Source organism: Brevibacillus nitrificans, assembly GCF_003710965.1.
Lineage (GTDB): Bacteria > Bacillota > Bacilli > Brevibacillales > Brevibacillaceae > Brevibacillus > Brevibacillus centrosporus.
The window spans coordinates 661,171-679,620 of sequence record NZ_RHHU01000010.1 but is presented as its reverse complement, the minus strand read 5'-3'; the positions used below and the strand labels follow the sequence as shown (position 1 = coordinate 679,620).

Below are 18,450 nucleotides of genomic sequence, written 5' to 3'. Positions count from 1 at the left end.
AGGGAGCGACGATTATGTCACTCCCTTTTTGCTGTCTTGCGTCTCATCGACAGTCTTCTTTCGCAGCCAATGAATGATCGCTAAAAGCACAGGAATCAGCACCGTGCTGATATATCCGTAATAGGTCAGGTACCTGGCATAGGCAAAGAACTCCACAATGCTCTGCGGCAAAAGCGTGACGTACAGTAACGGAATGAGCAGTACGAACGAAAGAATTCGCTGAAACCGCATGCTTTTCCCGAGCAACAATCGGATCCCGTACACCGTGGAATAAAACATATTGCCCAACGTCGTAAACACCGATGCGACCCAGATCGCCAGAAACGCAGATTCCAGCCGCTCCAGAAACCATCCGGTGCGGGTTGCGGTCTTGACCAGCTCCAGTGTCGGCCAGATCATATTTTGCAATTCTTCATAGCCAAACACGACGATGCCCGCTACTGCCGTCAGCGCGTAAGAAAGTATCGTGAACACAAGTCCAATCCAGGTAGCCAGTCCGATTTTTGCCCCTGGCATCGCCAACCCAAAAAAGATCATCAACAGCTCATATCCGGTATAAAGCGAGAAGGTATTGATTCCGGTTTCAACGAGCGACTCAAACGAATCCAGATGCAGCGGCAGCAAATTGTTCCAATCCGCGCTGGTCAAAGAGACATAAGGAATCAGGAAAACCGGGATGAGCATGATGGGAAACAGGAGCTCGTTGACCCGAATCAGCACATCCACTTCATGCATACAGAGAAACAATACGATCAAAAATAGGCTGATCAGGATGGCTTCCAACGGCGTTTCCAAGAGAACTGCTGTCACAACGACTTCTCCAAACCCCCTGGCAACCATCCCAGCATTTAAGAATTGGAACGAGAAAAAGAGAAAGAACCACGGGATACAGAGAATTTTCCCCCATTTTACGTGCTTCTCTCCACATAGAACCAAAGGGCTGTACTCAATAAAGGTAAGTCCGGGATACTCCTTGCTTAAGTACACCATCCCAAGCAACGGCAGCAGCGCGATGAGCCCCCCAACGATCGGCCCCATCCATCCCATTTCATTTAAAGTTTCACTGACTGTGCGGGGCATCGACAAGATCCCGACCCCAATCATCGAGCTGATCAGAAAACTGATTAGTTGCCAAGTGCTGACGACTCTCCGTTGACTTTTCATTCTCACTCGCTCCTATTGCATTTCCATACCCAACCGGCGAATCTTGATGGTATAGACAGCCTCGACCGGAAAGTCTTTAAATTCCTTTTTCCAGTCGTGTTTTTCCCAATAATCGCGGTAATGATGGGCACGCAATGCGAGTCCAATTCGCAAGATATCGCTGTTGTAGTCCTTCTGCAGCTGGGTGAACAGTTTTTTCGCCCGATTTTCCATTTCCTTCTTGATCAATGTCTGCATTTTCTTGATGAATTCTTCGGGCGGGATATTCAGGTCTTTTGTGACTTCGACGATATCTCCCTGAAGCTCGCAATAAAACGTGGCAGAATGCTGATGCCCTGATTTCTTTTGCATACCCGCAGCATGACTTTCGTTCAGCTTTAGCTTGGTCTTGACAAAATGCGGGCGAAATGTGACGAAGCCCCCTTCCGTACCTGGTAGCGGGATGATGACATCTCCCCCCCGCTGCCTGTTTCGCAGCTGCAGCAAGGACCAGGATTGGATATCATTGATCGCTCCTATCATTTTGTGACCGCGAAAGACGGCTACGCCCTTCCATCTCACTTCACTCTCGCTGGCCTGTACGTAATTGAGGAACGGCTCCATCGACTTGTTCGAGGTTTGATTAAAATAGTCTCCTAACGTCTGATCCGGGATCGTCCCCATCTTCGCGCCATTTTCGATGAGATCCATCAAAAACACCACCGGGATCTGCGCTAGCTGCGGCTTGATTTTCAAAAGTGTAGCTGCTTCGCCCTTCACAATGATCGGCCACATCAGCCGGCGGATCTGTGGTTCGCGGCGATAGCCGTCCATGATGTCCTGAATCCCTCTTTTTGCCACCTCTTCACTGATGGCAAGAACGCGGGTATGGCCAAGAAACAGCTTTTGGTTGAGCCGCAGCTGCAGATTATTGGCTGCGTCTGTCACAGTCCTGCCTGTCACGCTCATGATTTTGACGGCGTCCGAGTTCCCTCCGCCGCCTTGTCCGCTACTCCCCGCAATCTTGATCGGAATGGGAATCTGGACAGTCATTTTATAAAGATCCTCTCTGCCCTCCACGATATCGACCGCGACGGCTAATACAGAGGTACGCTCCTCCAGCTCCCTCCGATCCCAGCAGCCCGTCAGCATCGTCACGAAAACCAAAAGAACAGCGAATCGGCACCAGTGTTTAGCCACCCGCTTTCCTCTCCTTCGCCTTGCTCCCCATTCCTCGAGCAAATACTACGAGTAAATAGAGAAGCGGAATACCCAGGTTGAGGTAAAGGCTAAAGATCCCTAAATAAGAGCTGGCTCGAAAAATATCGACGATGTTTTGCGGCCACAGCGCAATAAAAAAAAGAGGAATAAAAAGGAGGGCAGAGATAATTCGCTGGAACTGTATCCCTTTATTAAACAGCTGTCGCAAGCTGTACACAAAGGCATAATAGACATTAGCCACCGTAGTGAACACGGCGGCTACCCATACGGCCAAAAAGGCGGATTCCAGACGCTCCAGAATCAGGCCCGGGACTTGAGTCGTTTTCACAAGCTCCAAAGTCGGCCATGAAACTCTCTGCAGCTCCTCGAAGCCAAATACTACGATGCCAGCCAAGACAATGAGCGTATAGACAAACGTAGCAATGCCAATTCCATAAAACCCCGCCTTCACCTTACTCTGGTTTTCATGGGCGTACGCGTAGAAAATCAGCATGATTTCATAGCCGGAAAAGGAGTAAACCGTTTCATAGATTCCTTCAAAAAGCGCTTTCCCCGGAACGCGATACAAAGGGAGCATGTTGTTCCACTCTGCTTTTTGAAAAGACGCGATCGCAATGAACAGGATTGGAAACAAAATCAGAGGAAACAGCAGTTCATTAATACGGGCAAGCACATCGACCTCATGCATACAGAGCATTTGCGCGAGCAGAAACATCGTGATGATGATAACCTCCAGCGGGGTATCCAAGAGGACAGAGGTCACGACCACCTCACCGAATACACGGGCGACAATACCCGTAGATAAATACAGGTAGAGCAAATAGCTGAGCACCCAGGGAAGACTCAGCCATTTCCCCAGCCGCGGATTCTTTGGAGAACCCCAAACAATGGAACTGTATTCGATAAATGTCTTCCCCGGGAATCGATCGCTCAATTTGGCGATCATCCACACGGACAAAAAGACCCATAAGGAACCGATAAGAGGAGCGACCCACCCCGCCTCATACAGCTTGGCGCTTGTCGTCCTCGGCAGTGTCAAGACACCTACTCCAATCAGCGTGCTTGCAATCAGGGAGGTTTGCTGCCACAGCGAAAAGGTATTGATATCGCGGCTCACCTGCTTCTGGCTCATGGTTTATCCTCCTCTCGCATCCGGACTTTATCATGAACATGAAACATGCTAGGGCGCGTTTTCATTAAATGATGCGGAACACGTACGAACAAATCGCGCATGCCGAGCAAATTCAAAGGACTGAGTGGTGACATATACGGGACACCAAACGACTTGAGAGACGAAAGATGCACGAGAATGACAATCAAGAACAGCATGATTCCGTACAAGCCGAACATTCCCGCCAAAAGCATCACCGGAAAACGCAGCATGCGAATGGCGATCGCGGCACTGTAGCTCGGTGACGCGAATGAACCGATCGTGGTCACAGCGACGATAATGACCATGACGGGACTGACGAGTCCTGCAGAAACCGCCGCTTCCCCTACCACCAAAGCTCCGACGATCCCAATCGTAGGACCGATCGGACCAGGCAGACGCACGCTCGCCTCCCGCAGGATCTCAATCGCCAGCTCCATGAATAGCGCTTCCACAAGGGAGGGAAACGGCACGGTGGAGCGTCCGGCCGCCATCGCGATCACAAGCCGTGAGGGGATCATCTCCGGATGAAAGGAGCTGAATGCGATATACAGAGAAGGCAGCAGCAAGGCAATGGAAATACTGATGACGCGGATGAAGCGAATCAATGTCGCAATGTAAAACCGTTCATAGTAATCTTCCGGGCTTTGATAGAACTGAGAAAAGACAGCAGGCGCAATCAATCCGAACGGAGTTCCGTCGACCAAAATCCCCACTTTTCCCTCCAAGAGATTGGCGACAACTTTATCAGGCCGCTCGGTATTTTGGATCTGAGGAAAAGGAGACCACCTGCGATCCTGAATCATTTGCTCGATATAACCGCTCTCGAGTATTGCATCGACATTGATCTTTTCGATCCGGCTCATAATTTCTTCGACGATCGGCTGATGAGCCAAGCCCTCAATATACATGACGTAAATGTCGGTTTGCGTCCTCTGCCCTACGACCATATGCCGTACTCGTAGATTCGGGTCTTTCAGCCGAAACCGAATGAGGGCTGAATTGACACAGAGCGTCTCGCAAAAGCCGTCACGAGGTCCACGCACGACGGACTCTGTCTGTGGCTCTTCTACGCTGCGACGATCCCAGCCCCGCGTATTATTGAGATACGCCTGGCTGTTGCCATCAACCAACAGAACGGCAGTACCGGACAAGATATTGCGGATAACCTGCCTCAAGCTGTCGGTCCCTTCCAGCTCATTCGTAGCCGGTCCCTCATAGGTGACATCCGTCGTCGTCGTATAGCGAATAATAAAGTCGCTGATGATGTTTCGGTCAACCATTCCATCCAGGAAAAAAATCGCGCAATCCTTATTATCTTTGTTTTGAAAGCGGCGAATGACCAGATCGTCGCATTTTCCAAGCTCCTCGCGAATGAGCGAAACATTTTCACTCACATCTTCACTGAGAATCAGGTCAGAGACGCTTTCCATACTTTTATCCGCATGCAGATTCAAGGATTGTGACTGCAGGGTTTCCTTCCGTCTCTGCCACGCCTTCCAAAACTGGCTCAACGCTCTCCCCCCTTGGATTCGCTCTTTTCGATAAAGATGTACGGATAGTGTGCCCAAGAAAGGAAATGAAAACCCAATAAAAAAAGGACCTCGCACGCCATTCATGCGAAATCCTTCGTTATCTCCTAGGTAAGTGACTGTAAAAGCATGAACAGTTGCAAGATACAGAAAACAGGGACGACAATCATAAACGAGATATGCTTCGTCTTGTGGCGAAGCGTCAGCATCCCGATCAAGGCACCTATTCCTCCACCCAAGATCGCCGTCAGGAAGAGACTCGCCTCCGGAATGCGGAAGCTTCGTTTGGGAGCGAGCCGTTTGTCGATTGCCATCAAATAATACGCATACCCATTCAGGAGCAAACCGCCAGCTCCCCATAGCCACAGGATCGACGAGACGCAGCCCGCGATTACCAATATCCACCCTACTACAAGCAGGAGATTGCGGTTTCTCCGATGTGCGTGCAATTGCTTATGAAACATGACCGACCTACTCTCCTTTTGCCCGATAGGCCCGATTCCCCATGACGTATTTGCGAATGACCAGGCCGATCACGAGCAAGGCAACCAAAACGAGCAGCGTGTAGAAGCCGTAATGACGAATCATGACCACAATGGCCTCCACGTGATTCCCAAACACGTAACCCAGCAGGTAAAACGCGATCGTCCATACCAAACCGATCGGGTAGGAGAGCAGGGCATAACGGCGATAGGTCATGCCCCCCATCGCTACCAGATAAGGAACGACATGTCGTACGACTGGAAACAAATAACTAATACAAAGCGCCGAAGTCCCGTACTTTCGCAATAGCTCCGTCGAGCGTTCTACGGCGTGCCTCATTTTCTCGCTTTTCGACAGCCACTGTAAGATAGGCTTGCCAAAAAATTTTCCAAGCAAAAAGCCTATTGTCAATCCGGAGGCCACACCTAGATACCCTGCCAAAAAAGAGTACACCGGGTCAAGCAGGCCAATCGATACCAAAAATCCTCCTGTCGCCACAACAAGCTCGTCAGGAATTGGCAATCCTACGATACCCAGCCAGAGCAAGAAGAAAATGGCCAGGTAACCGTATTGCTCTATGATTGACATCAGCAGGTTGATTTCCATGAGCAACTTCCCCTATCCTCGCCACTTTGCGGCTGTTTCTAGGATTGCATGTGAATCATTGTCCTTCCGATCGTTACCCCTTCTAATACGAAACAATCCTCCAAAAAGGTACTCGTCTATTTTGCAATAGAAGCCTTCTTTTTATCAAGCGAAGAAAATATGTCTGCGAGCTAGAAATGCTTGAGCGCTTCTCTTCTGCTCAGACTCGCCAGCGGCGTCTGCTCGACAAAACGGAGCACCACATCGGCATCCGTTTTTGCATACTCCCTTAATGACCAGCCTATCGCTTTTTGGATGAAAAATTCCTGGGAGTCTTTATAAATTCGAATGTTGCTGAAGAGCAGCTCCTGATCCGTCTTTTCCTTGTAAGAAAGCTGAAACAGGATCGTCGCCCGTTGCAGCCACAGATTCCCGCTGGCGATCCATCCTTCATTTGTCGGAGCGATCAGTGCAGGAAACAGACGAAACAGAGTCCCGACGGAATGAGCTGCCAAATAATCGACGGTGTCCCACCAGGATTTTGTCGTGATCAGCTCTTCCACCAGTCTCAAATGGCCCGTTTCGAGCCTTTTTTTCACCTTTTCAAGCAGGTCCATGGCCGCATATTGAAACTCGCGCTCTGGCATCGTCCAAAGCTGCCGGACGACCGTCTCCCAGTCGTCCGGAATTCCCTGCTCTTTCAACAGCCTTTTGCTCAGTTCTTTTCGCAAGGGAGCCTTGATCCCCAGGAAAGGAAAATGGTCCTTCATATATTTTCTCATCGGCCCAGCAAGCTCCGGGTTTGCATGCTCATGGAACAGACGGAGCGCTGCCTCTACGAATGGATGGAACCTGGTTGTCATGCGCTTGCAATCGTATTGGCATCTACCATCGTAAAGGCATTGTGCTCGCCCTCCACGTATGGATAGTAGACGACCAGTGTATAGTCTCCCTCGATCACGTCTCCGGTTTTGATCCAGGTCTCAATGTCAAAGGATACTTTGGCTGTGAGCGTATGCTTGAAATAATCCTTTTCTAAGGAAGCATGGCGGGCGAAGTCTTCCCGCAGCTGGTCCCTCTGTTCAAAGACCGCCGTGAATGTAGCCTGCATCTCCTGCTTCTCCATGACATCTTCCCACCATAGCTTGCGCGGCCGATGCTTCTGGTTGTGCAGGAAGTCGAATTTCATCAGGCTGATGACATGCTCGAGCTTCTCCACCTGCTGCGTTTGCAAAAAGCTTTGCAGGCGGGTGAACAGGTCCTCCAGCTGGTGTCCAATCCGGCTCCAGCCTTTTGATTCCCAGTAGTCGCCAAATGACTGGAAGAAGTCGAACGGCGATTCGAACACGTGCTCCAGCAACCATTCCAGCGTATGGTCCATCCGATGGGCATTCCAGTATTTCTCAAGTACGTCTTCTACGCGTTTGATTTTTTGCATGTCGCCAAATGACAGGACGTTGTTTCCGAGAATCTCATACGGGGATTCATCCATGAAGACGTAGCCATGATCTTTTGCACGAGCACGCACACCGGTTCCGCGCAGCATTTTCAAAAAGCCCAGCTGGAGCTCTTCTGGCCGCAGGGCGAATACATCGTTGAACGTTTTTCGGAAGGACTGATAGTCTTCTTCCGGCAGTCCGGCGATCAAGTCCAGATGCTGATCGATTTTGCCGGAGTTTTTGATCTGCGTAACCGTCCGAGACAATCGGTCGAAGCGCTGAATGCGTTGAACGAGTCGGTTGGTCTCGTCATTGGTCGACTGTACGCCGATCTCAAAACGGAAAACTCCCGGTGGGGCATTCTCAGTCAAGAAGTCGAGGACATCCGCGCGCAAAATATCAGCGGTAATTTCAAATTGAAAAACCGTTCCATTGTGATTGTCGATCAGAAATTGAAAGATCTCCAATGCATACTTTTTATTGATGTTAAATGTACGGTCAACGAATTTGATCGTCTTGACCCCGTGGTTGATCAAACGCAGCAAATCTTCCTTTACCCGCTCCAGACTGAAGTAGCGAACCCCGTCTTCAATGGACGACAGGCAGTACTGACATTTGAACGGGCAGCCTCGGGACGCTTCGAAATACACGACCCGGTTGTTTAGCTCATCCAAATGATCCTGATACGGAGAAGGAATGGTGTCCATCTCCTCGATCTGGGCACGAGGCATGGAGAAACGGACGTGCTCCTGGTCCCGATAGGCGATCCCGGCTACGTCCCGCAAGCGCGGAGGCTGTCCCGTCTCTTTCGCCTCCTGATAAGCCTGGAGCAGCTCCAGGAAGGTCTGCTCCCCCTCACCGATGGCAATGACATCAATCTCCGGATGCTTTTTCATCCAAAAATCAGCGTCGTACGTGACTTCCGGTCCCCCTAAAATGACAGGTACATCCGGGCAAACCTTTTTCAGATTGCGAATCACGTCCAACGTTTCACGGATATTCCAGATGTAACAGGAAAACGCCACGACATCCGGCTCACGCTTGTAGATGTCCGCCACAATGTTTAACGTCACATCATTAATGGTATATTCGACCAGCTCAATTGTAGGAAAGGAAGCCTGCGCATAGCTGCGCAAATAGCGTAGGGCCAATGAAGAATGGATAAACTTTGCATTTAACGTCGATAACAAGATATTCATGTTTCTGTCTACTCTCCTTGCACGATCTGGCTCATGCATTACTTGTGTTTTGACTGCATGAGTCATATTCCTTTGGTAACAGTACCATAAGCGGACAGAATACGGCAAATCCCGTCCACTCTCCCTGCGAACCATCTGCATGAAAAAAGGGCAACATGCGCGCATCGCCACGTCGCCCCACTCCCTATCTTTTAGCGGTTCAGCTCTCGTACCACATGGCCAAGCTCGGGTACGATCAGCTTGTTCATCGCCAATCGAACTGCTCCCGTCGATCCCGGTGTGGAAAAGATCGCCTTGCCGGCTCTCGTTCCTGCGATCGCTCTGCTGAGCATTGCGGCAGGCCCGATGTCTTCGGTGTAGCTCAGCATCCGAAACAGCTCGCCAAAGCCTGGCAGCTCTTTTTCCAGCAAAGCAGAAACGGCCTCAAACGTGTTGTCGCGCGGTGAGATACCTGTTCCTCCGTTTAACAAAATCACTTGTACGTCAGCATGATTCATGCCGTTCTCGATAGCAGCGCGTACCTCAGCAGGTTCGTCCTTGACGATTTGATACAGAGCGATAGCATGTCCCGCTTCTTCAAGCAGCGCTCTCATCAGCTGACCGCTTTTGTCTGTCTCCTCTGTTCTCGTATCAGAGACAGTGATGACCATGCACGTTACCTGTTTGGGCGATAGTGCTTTATGTTCCTGCGTACTCATGTCCCTTTTGTCAGCTCCCATCCGTAATCTCTTTGGTTATCATACCATGCACGCGAATGGCAACGGGAGTTTTTCTAATTGTTCGCTACCTACATCCGCTTCTTTTCCTATATAATTCTTTTGACTGCTATTTTTGACAGACAAGGAGGCGCAGCCGAATGGCAAACCGCCCTTTTTTCGCGTTTCACTTTCACAAACAAGCACATACGCCCATGTACATACAGCTTGCCGAACAATTACAGACAGCGATCCTCCACGGCGCTTTTCTCGTAGACGGGCAGCAGCTGATTTCCTTGCGTGACATGAAAACCGTCAGTGGCTGCTCGCTGGAAACTGTAAAAAAAGCCTATGATCATCTGGCTGAAGAAGGCTGGCTGGAAGCGGTCCACGGCAAAGGCTACTATTTGACGCAAAGGGCCAAGGAAGCTCGGCTGGAGAGCCGGCTGCCGCTCACCGATATCCCGATCGCCTCGCTCGCCGACTCCTCTCCCCGCCCTGGCGAAGAGCTGGTAAAGCGGCTGCGCAGTGCTTTTAACGACAGCCTTGCTGTATTGGATGAGCCATCTGCCCAAAAGAAAGTCCGACTCGCTCATGCCGCCAAAGTGTTTGCCGACCATTTGAGCCGCAGAGGACTCCCCCATTTCCCGGAGCGTGTGCTGTCATTTAACCGCAGCACCAGCGGCTTTGCTTTCCTGGCACAGCGAGTCATGAATCCTCGGGATGTGGTTTACGTCGAAGAATACAGCTATCCGGTATTTTTGCGGCTGCTCAGTCAATGCGGCATTACCGTCCGTCCCATTCGCATGGATGAGGAAGGCATCTCCATGCAGGCGCTCGACGAAGAGCATGAGCATTACCCTGCCAATTGGCTGCTCATCAACCCGCACTATCACTTCCCTACAGGGATCAGCTATTCGCACCAGCGAAAGGAAGAGCTGCTGCAATGGGCCGCGCAAAAGAACGTGCGCATGGTAGAAAACGACCACTACGGAGACCTGTGGTTTTCTGAGCCCAGCACTCCCCTGTACCAGATGGCCATCGATGCGAAAATCTCCGTCCAAGTCTACTATCTGCACTCTTTGTCCAAAACACTCGCGCGGGATCTGCAGCTCGGTGTCCTGATGCTGCCAGCTGAGCTTAGCAAGGAAGAGCTGGAAAGATTCCGTCAAATCGTATCCATGACAGGCGCTGAGCCCTCCCTGGTCGTAGTTGAGGCTGCGATCAAGCTCCTGGATGATCCGTGGTTTTCGGATGTGTACCTATCTGACAGGCGCGCTCTTTTTCATTCGCGTTTTCAACGTCTGTGGGAGGAGCAGCGCCACTCTCTGCCTGCCCATGCCCGCATGTATCCGATCTCGGGAGGCTTAAACACGTGGATCGAATGGGGAGTAGCATCTGCCAGAGCGGCTGAAAACGAGGACAGAATCGTCGCCATCCTGCTCGAGGAAGGCCTGGAGCTTACCCCTGGGCACGCTTTTCGGGTAGCCGACGAGCCGGACGACACTGTGCGCCGCCCCGCCGTGCGCTTCCCGCTCGCTCCCATGGAGGAACGCGAGCTCAAGCACTGGCTGTCTCGTTTGGGAGCAGCCTTGATCCGGTAAACGCATCTCGTTATATTTCCAAGCATTCCTACCATACTAACTGGAAGCGAACGCCTAGATCGTCCCTACTTTGAAGCATCGAAAAGTCGAGGTCATCCCTATTATGATACGGAAAGTCGTTGAGAAGCTCCGTCTGGACCCGCCCAAGACACTTGTCATCGGGTTTGCTCTCATTATTCTGATCGGCTCCTTCTTATTAACCCTCTCTTCTGCTACTGTGGATGGCAGGGGGCTAGATTGGCTGGATGCCTTGTTTACCGCCACTTCTGCTACCTGTGTCACCGGATTGGTAGTCGTAGATACCGGTACTACTTTTACCGTTTTTGGACAGATCGTCATTCTTGCGCTCATCCAAATCGGCGGACTCGGATTTATGACACTCGCCACTTTTTTTGCCTTACTCATGCGAAAAAAAATCTCTTTGCGTGAGCGCCTCATCCTGCAGGAATCGTTGAACCAGCTTTCCATAGAAGGAGTCGTGCGGCTGGCAAAAATGATTCTGATCTTTACTGCTTTAGCTGAGCTCATTGGCGGGATTTTGTTGTCCATCCGCTTTGCTTTTGATTTTCCTTTGGGGAAAGCCATTTACTTTGGCTTCTTCCATGCGATCTCCAACTTTAACAACGCCGGCTTTGACTTGATGGGGGATTACGCTAGCCTGACTGCCTACGTAGATGATCCCCTCGTCACACTCGTCGTCTGCGCCCTGATTATCGTAGGCGGGATCGGGTTTATGGTCGTAAGCGAGGTATATGACTATCGCCATACACACCGGCTATCCTTGCATACAAAAGTCGTTCTTTCTACGACCGCCCTCCTCGTCGTCTTAGGAACGGTACTGATTTTCGCACTGGAATACACGAATCCAAAAACGCTTCAGCCGCTGTCCATGCTAGGAAAAGTACTCGGCTCCCTCTATCAGTCCGTGACGGCGAGGACAGCCGGCTCCAATACGCTCAGCATTGGCGATATGCATCAATCTTCCTTGTTCCTCATCATCTTGTTGATGTTTATCGGGGCTTCTCCCGGATCAACAGGCGGCGGGATCAAGACGACCACCTTTGCCACCCTGATAGGTGCTGTTGTGGCCCAAATCAAAGGGAAGGAAGATGTCATCTTCTTCCGTCAGCGCATTCTGCCTCACATGATCTACAAGTCTTTGACTGTTACGATGATCGGGCTGTTCATCGTGATCGCCGTCACGATGATCCTTGCCATTTCGGAACCTGGTGCACCGTTTCAGATGATCTTGTTTGAAGTCACCTCTGCCTTTGCTACTACTGGCTTATCGATGGGGTTAACGCCTGAGCTATCGCCTTTTGGCAAGATTCTGATCGTGCTCACGATGTTTGCAGGCAGATTGGGGCCACTGACGATCGCCTTTGCCCTGGCTCAGCGCAAGCAGAAAGAATACATCCGCTATCCAAAAGGCAAGATCACAATTGGATAGCATCGTGCGAAAAACCCCGTACTTCCTTCGTGAAAGGCAAGTACGGGGTTCGCTTTTTTCCACTAATGTGTATCCACGTGCCGTAAAGACATGTCATTTTGCCGCGGCTCTTTGCGCACTAGCCACCAGCCAATGAGCAGTGCCAAAGCGCTCCAGAAGCCGCTGATGACAAGCGGGTCAATCCCGGTGATCGGCAAGAACCATCCGCTCCACACCAGGGAAAAGATGGGCGCTCCCCATATCGCAGCAACTGCCCATTTGGATTGAACAGGAGAGATCCGCAGCAAGTAAAAAATGACGGGGAAAAAGATCGTCACACCGCGCAAGGTCATGGCCAGGAATGCCCAATGCAGGATTTGCCCTCGATCGTCCCAGCACACTATCGCGTAGGATATGCCGATAACGGCCAGGATCATAAGCCTTGATACAGCCAGCTTGCGGGTCTCTTCACCAAATCGGGTAGAATAGCGCTGGAGCACGTCCCGATTTAAAATCGTTGCAATACTGAGCGTCAAAGCAGCTCCTGTCATGACGACTGATAGCAGGATAATCGCATAGGCAGCACCCGCCAGCCATGCAGGTGAATGCATCAGGAAAAACTGCGGAATCGCTTCACGCGGCAGCAATTCCGGGTGAACATCATGCATGAACATCCCGATCCACGCACTGACCAAACCGATCAGAATGATTAGGACGCCCGCTGTGATCGCACCGGTTTTCGCTGCATGTGTGCTGCGGCTGGCAAAGATCGGCTGCAGGTAGGTTTGGGTGGAAAAGATTCCGATGAGCATGGATAACCCTTGCGCCCATCCCATCCCCGCTTCCGGGACGATGAGCTGAAAGCGCCCTTCCTGCCACCATTTCACATACGTCACACCATCGATAGTAGCCCAAAGCCAAACGCCCGTCCCAAGCAAAAGCGCCACGAGCATCACAGTCTTGAGCGTGCCAACTAGGCTCGCCCCCATAAATCCTCCAGCGAAGACGTACGCGATGATCAAGAGCGACGGGAGCAAAGCGAGCACAGGCAGATTCGTCTGCCAAAAGACAGAGACGAACGGCAAGGCGGCGAGAATCTGCGCAATCACCTGAATAAACATTCCCAGTGACAAAAACAGGCTGCTCCCTAGCTGAGCCTGCGGTCCATACTGCAGCCCGATCAGCTCTGGCAGCGTCTCCACCTGCATTTGACGAAAGCGTCGCGCTGTAAATCCGAGCAGGATCACCGCAACACCGCCACCCAAGGTAAACCAGAGCGAAGCGAGTCCATGCGAAAAGGCCAGCTCTCCTGTACCTACGATCGACGTCCCGCCGACAAATCCGCCTACCAATGCCCCCGCGACCATCCCTGACGTCAAGGAGCCGCTTGCGTTGGTAAAATCACTCGCTTCCTTCACTCTTCGTTTTGCAGCCAATCCGGCAATCACCGTGAGGAACAGAATGAGTAAGAAACAGATGAAAAACGGTATGGAAGCCACAGCTTGTTCCCTCCAAGATTACCTATCTATAGTATATTATAATACTCAGTACAGTTATTTGGTCAAACAAAAACCCTGCCATTCTTCCCGAGGGAAAACGGCAGGGTTTGCTTGTTTACTTCTGTACCAAAGTTTTGGACAGCTCGTCGCGAACCAGTTGCCCCATCTCCACTGTGCCGATAGCTTTGCTGCGATCGCTGGCGATGTCACCTGTACGATGACCAGCTTCCAGAACCGACCAGACAGCATTTTCCACTGCATTAGCTGCCTCATCCATCCCGAGGGACAGGCGAAGCATCATCGCTACAGACAGGATGGTTGCCAATGGGTTGGCAATTCCTTTTCCTGCGATGTCAGGCGCAGAGCCGTGAACAGGCTCGTACAGCCCGAAGCTGCCTGCAGCCAGGCTTGCAGAGGACAGCATACCGATGGATCCGGTCAACATCGCTGCTTGGTCACTGAGGATGTCCCCAAACATGTTCTCGGTCACAATGACGTCGAACTGCTTCGGCTCACGTACCAGCTGCATCGCGCACGAGTCAACCAGCTGGTGCGACAGCTCCACATCTGGATAATCCGCAGCGACACGCTCAGCAACTTTGCGCCAGAGGCGGGAGCTTTCCAGAACGTTTGCTTTGTCAACAGAAACGAGGCGCTTTTGACGCTTGCGAGCAATGTCAAAGCCGACGCGAACGATTCGCTCGATTTCTGCCTCATGATAAATGCATTGATCTTCCGCTACTTCCCCATTCGGGCCATCGTAGCGTTTTTTCTCTCCGAAATAGATACCGCCTGTCAGCTCACGAACGACGATCAGATCCACACCCGATACGACTTCAGGCTTGAGCGAGGAAGCTTCTACCAGGGAGCTGTGCATCGTTGCTGGGCGGATGTTTGCAAACAGTCCCAGCGCCTTGCGGATACCCAAGAGACCCGTCTCTGGACGCAAATGACCCGGATTTTGATCCCATTTCGGCCCGCCAACAGCTCCCAGCAATACAGCATCTGCTTGTTTTGCCAGCTTCACCGTTTCTTCCGGCAACGGCGTTCCGTCCGTATCGATGGCGATCCCACCGATGCGGCCTTCTTCACACGTAAAGGTGACTCCTTCGCGTTCTCCTACAAGAGTGAGGACTTTGACCGCTTCCTGCATGATTTCCGGTCCAATACCGTCTCCTGGAAGAACGGCAATACGATACTCTTTTTTCATCGTCTATCCCGCTTTTCTATTCTGTAATGGTTTCCGTTCTCTACTGGTTCCCTCATCCTACCCAAAGGGGGAATGCGGACGTTAGTTGACACCTACTGGCACGGATTCGCCCCGACGCTCCAGAATCTTGTTGATGGCACGTACATAGGCGATCGCACTCGCTTCCAAAACGTCTGTGCTCACACCGCGGCCAGTCACCGTGAGTTCACCTTGCTGCAGACGGACGAACACTTCACCTAATGCGTCCTTCCCTTGTGTAACGGAAAGGATCTTGTAGTCAACAAGCGTCACATCTTCGCCTGTCGCACGGTCAATGGCTTTGTAGATCGAATCGACGGAGCCATTCCCGACCGCTGCTTCTTCCACTGCGGAGCCATCTGCGCACATCAGCCGCACACTCGCTGTTGGCACGGAGAGGTTTCCGTAAGTGAGCTGGACAGATTCCAGCTGGAAGGCTTCCTGGCCTTTTACCATTTTGGTATCGACCAGCGCGAGAATATCGTCGTCGCTGATTTCTTTTTTCTTGTCGCACAGTACCTTGAAGGCAGCAAAAGCTGTGTTTACTTCTTCCTGCTCCAAATGGTAGCCGAGCTCAATCAGCTTCTCTTTAAACGCATGGCGACCCGAGTGTTTACCGAGCACCAGTTTGTTCGACTTGAAGCCGACCGACTCTGGACGGATGATTTCGTACGTGGTAACTTCCTTCAGCACGCCGTCCTGGTGAATGCCAGATTCGTGTGCAAATGCGTTTGCTCCCACGACGGCTTTGTTCCCCGGAACGATCATCCCTGTCAAACGGCTAACCAGTTGGCTGGTACGTGCGATTTCTTTCAAATGAAGCTTGGTCGTCGCCTGGTAGTAATCCTTGCGCGTTTCCAGAGCCAGTGCGACTTCTTCGAGGGCCGCGTTACCGGCACGCTCGCCGATCCCGTTGATGGTTCCCTCTACTTGCGTTGCTCCTGCTTCGACAGCAGCAAGGCTGTTGGCTACCGCCATACCCAGATCGTCATGGCAGTGGCAGCTCAGGCGAATGCCTTCCGTTGCCGGTACGAGGCGTCTTAAGTCACTGAAGATCTGTCCGTACTGGATTGGCGTCATGTAGCCAACCGTATCCGGAATATTGACCGTAGTAGCCCCGGCCTTGATGACTGCCTCGACGACCTGTGCCAGAAAGTCGATTTCTGTACGAGCCGCATCCTCTGCGGAAAATTGTACCTCTGTGAAGTACTTTTTCGCGTAGGTGACCGCTTCGACGGCGCGCTCCAGCACTTGCTCCTTGCTCATATTCAGCTTGTACTGACGGTGAATCGGAGATGTTGCAAGAAAGACGTGGAGGGATGCGTTTTGCGCGTCGCGAAGCGCTTCGTATGCTTTATCCATGTCGTCTTTAACGGCACGTGCCAGGCTTACGACAGTCGAGTTTTTCACCCGCTTCGCCACTTCGGCCACCGACTTTTGGTCACCAGGGGAGGCAGCTGCAAAGCCTGCCTCGATCCTCGTTACGCCCAACTTTTCTAGTTGAAGGGCAATCTCCACCTTTTCGTTCGTGCTGATATTGACGCCAGGAGACTGCTCTCCATCCCGCAGGGTCGTATCAAAAATCTCAATGGTCCGCATGAACTTTTCACCTCCACTTTTTTTCCTACATTATATATTGTCTGTGCGCAGGCCAATTATTGACCGATTTTCGCTTCTTCTTTTTTCGTTTCTTTATTCAGCCAAGACATCATGCCACGCAGCTGCTCACCTACTACTTCGATACCGTGTTCTGCTTCCAGACGACGGCGGGAAGTGAAGCCAGGACGGTTTGCTTGGTTTTCCAGGATCCAGTTGCGAGCGAAAGTACCATCTTGGATTTCAGCCAGTACTTTTTTCATTTCTTTGCGAGTTTCGTCAGTGATGATGCGGCGGCCTGTGCTGTAGTCACCGTATTCAGCTGTGTCGGAGATGGAGTAGCGCATACGAGCCAGGCCACCTTCGTACATCAGGTCAACGATCAGCTTCAGCTCATGCAAGCACTCGAAGTAGGCGATTTCTGGAGCGTATCCAGCTTCTACCAAAGTGTCGAAGCCAGCTTTTACGAGCTCGCTCGCGCCACCGCAAAGGACAGCTTGCTCACCGAACAGGTCTGTTTCGGTTTCTTCACGGAAGGTTGTTTCGATAACACCAGCTTTGGTGCAGCCGATTCCGCTGGAGTATGCCAGAGCCAGGTCTTTTGCATTGCCAGTCGCATCTTGGTAGATAGCGATCAAGCCAGGTACGCCAAAGCCTTCTTGGTACACGCGGCGAACCAGGTGACCTGGGCTTTTTGGAGCTGACATGATTACGTCAACGTCAGCTGGTGGAACGATTTGCGCGTAGTGGATGTTGAAACCATGGGAGAAGCAAAGAGCTGCGCCGGATTTCAGGTTTGGAGCTACTTCATCGCGGTACACTTGTGCTTGACGTTCGTCTGGCATCAGGATTTGAACTACATCAGCGCGTTTAGTAGCTTCTGCTACTGTCAAAACTTCGAAGCCGTCTTTTACCGCAACGTCCCAAGATTTTCCTGGGCGCAGACCTACTACTACTTTATATCCGCTATCGCGCAGGTTTTGTGCTTGCGCGTGTCCTTGGCTTCCATAACCGATGATCGCGATTGTTTTGCCACGCAGTACCTCTTGTTTTACGTCTGCTTCATAATACATTTTTACCATTTGTGTAGCCTCCCTAAAATGTTGTTTAGTATGAATTTCTATTCAGAATTTTGCAATTTAAACCGTTGCAGCGGCTGTTGCTGGAACAATACTGCGAGCCATCGCTACTGAGCCGGTTCTCGTCAATTCGAGTACACCATAGCTTTGCAGCAATACGAGCAGCGCGTCAATCTTTTCAGAATCACCTGTCACCTGAACGATCAAGGAGCTTGGCCCCACGTCGACGATCGCTGCACGGAACGGTTCAACAATCCCGTTCAGCTCAGCCAATTGGCTAGGTGATGCGCTGACCTTAATGAGCGCCAACTCCCGAGACACGTACGGGTTTGCACTGAGATTGGTCACGGAAATGACGTCGATCAGCTTATGCAGCTGTTTCATCAGCTGGTCGATCTGACGGTCATCTCCCCCGGTGGTGATAATCATCCGGGACAACCCTGCCTCTTCTGTGCCCCCTACCGTGATGCTGTCGATGTTGAACGCGCGTTGACCAAACAAGGTGGATACGCGGGTCAACACCCCGGGGTAGTCGTTGACGAGTACGGCAATCGTGTGTTGCTGCATC

16 protein-coding genes are annotated in these 18,450 nt (G+C 51.5%); 2 read left to right on the top strand and 14 right to left on the bottom strand.

Annotation, left to right across the window (positions count from 1 at the left end):
• Positions 1–12: 12 nt before the first annotated feature.
• The 9 genes from EDM59_RS16800 to EDM59_RS16760 form a co-directional block, all read right to left on the bottom strand.
• Positions 13–1,164, bottom strand: a complete 1,152-nt coding sequence (locus EDM59_RS16800) for a GerAB/ArcD/ProY family transporter (RefSeq protein WP_122924650.1) — start codon at positions 1,162–1,164, stop codon at positions 13–15.
• 12 nt (positions 1,165–1,176) lie between these two features.
• On the bottom strand, positions 1,177–2,343 hold the full coding sequence (locus EDM59_RS16795) for a Ger(x)C family spore germination protein (protein WP_122924649.1): 1,167 nt from the start codon (positions 2,341–2,343) through the stop codon (positions 1,177–1,179).
• Positions 2,336–3,496: a GerAB/ArcD/ProY family transporter gene (locus tag EDM59_RS16790; RefSeq protein WP_122924648.1), complete on the bottom strand. Its 1,161-nt coding sequence runs from the start codon at positions 3,494–3,496 to the stop codon at positions 2,336–2,338. Before EDM59_RS16790 ends, EDM59_RS16795 begins: the two co-directional genes overlap by 8 nt.
• Positions 3,493–5,028 carry a spore germination protein gene (locus tag EDM59_RS16785; protein WP_122924874.1) on the bottom strand — a complete coding sequence of 512 codons (1,536 nt, stop codon included), beginning with the start codon at positions 5,026–5,028 and terminating at the stop codon, positions 3,493–3,495. Before EDM59_RS16785 ends, EDM59_RS16790 begins: the two co-directional genes overlap by 4 nt.
• Positions 5,029–5,153: 125 nt before the next feature.
• On the bottom strand, positions 5,154–5,510 hold the full coding sequence (locus EDM59_RS16780) for a DUF1294 domain-containing protein (protein ID WP_122924647.1): 357 nt from the start codon (positions 5,508–5,510) through the stop codon (positions 5,154–5,156).
• A 7-nt stretch (positions 5,511–5,517) separates the two neighbouring features.
• Positions 5,518–6,135 (bottom strand): DedA family protein, encoded by a 618-nt coding sequence (locus EDM59_RS16775; protein ID WP_092275999.1) that lies wholly within the window; start codon positions 6,133–6,135, stop codon positions 5,518–5,520.
• Between the two features lie 170 nt (positions 6,136–6,305).
• Positions 6,306–6,977: a DNA alkylation repair protein gene (locus EDM59_RS16770; RefSeq protein WP_122924646.1), complete on the bottom strand. Its 672-nt coding sequence runs from the start codon at positions 6,975–6,977 to the stop codon at positions 6,306–6,308.
• A complete protein-coding gene (locus tag EDM59_RS16765; protein WP_122924645.1) occupies positions 6,974–8,752 on the bottom strand; it encodes a B12-binding domain-containing radical SAM protein in 1,779 nt (592 codons plus the stop codon). Before EDM59_RS16765 ends, EDM59_RS16770 begins: the two co-directional genes overlap by 4 nt.
• Before the next feature lie 191 nt (positions 8,753–8,943).
• Positions 8,944–9,450: a MogA/MoaB family molybdenum cofactor biosynthesis protein gene (locus tag EDM59_RS16760; RefSeq protein WP_122924873.1), complete on the bottom strand. Its 507-nt coding sequence runs from the start codon at positions 9,448–9,450 to the stop codon at positions 8,944–8,946.
• A 158-nt stretch (positions 9,451–9,608) separates the two neighbouring features.
• On the opposite strand from EDM59_RS16760, the gene EDM59_RS16755 reads away from it, so the two are divergent.
• Entirely contained in the window at positions 9,609–11,051 is a 1,443-nt protein-coding gene (locus EDM59_RS16755; RefSeq protein ID WP_122924644.1) for an aminotransferase-like domain-containing protein, read from the top strand.
• 103 nt (positions 11,052–11,154) lie between these two features.
• Positions 11,155–12,501, top strand: coding sequence for a TrkH family potassium uptake protein (locus tag EDM59_RS16750; protein WP_122924643.1), 1,347 nt, complete (start codon positions 11,155–11,157; stop codon positions 12,499–12,501).
• Positions 12,502–12,563: 62 nt separating this feature from the next.
• On the opposite strand, the gene EDM59_RS16745 is transcribed toward EDM59_RS16750, so the two are convergent.
• The 5 genes from EDM59_RS16745 to ilvN all read right to left on the bottom strand — a co-directional run bounded on the left by EDM59_RS16745 (position 12,564) and on the right by ilvN (position 18,449).
• Positions 12,564–13,979: a sodium:solute symporter family protein gene (locus tag EDM59_RS16745; protein ID WP_122924642.1), complete on the bottom strand. Its 1,416-nt coding sequence runs from the start codon at positions 13,977–13,979 to the stop codon at positions 12,564–12,566.
• 115 nt (positions 13,980–14,094) lie between these two features.
• Complete coding sequence (gene leuB / locus EDM59_RS16740) at positions 14,095–15,189, bottom strand: 3-isopropylmalate dehydrogenase (protein WP_122924641.1); 1,095 nt, start codon at positions 15,187–15,189, stop codon at positions 14,095–14,097.
• 81 nt (positions 15,190–15,270) lie between these two features.
• Positions 15,271–16,806, bottom strand: coding sequence for a 2-isopropylmalate synthase (locus EDM59_RS16735; protein ID WP_122924640.1), 1,536 nt, complete (start codon positions 16,804–16,806; stop codon positions 15,271–15,273).
• 56 nt (positions 16,807–16,862) lie between these two features.
• Positions 16,863–17,885, bottom strand: coding sequence for a ketol-acid reductoisomerase (gene ilvC, locus EDM59_RS16730; protein WP_122924639.1), 1,023 nt, complete (start codon positions 17,883–17,885; stop codon positions 16,863–16,865).
• Positions 17,886–17,942: 57 nt separating this feature from the next.
• Entirely contained in the window at positions 17,943–18,449 is a 507-nt protein-coding gene (gene ilvN, locus EDM59_RS16725) for an acetolactate synthase small subunit (RefSeq protein ID WP_122924638.1), read from the bottom strand.
• Position 18,450 lies beyond the last annotated feature (1 nt).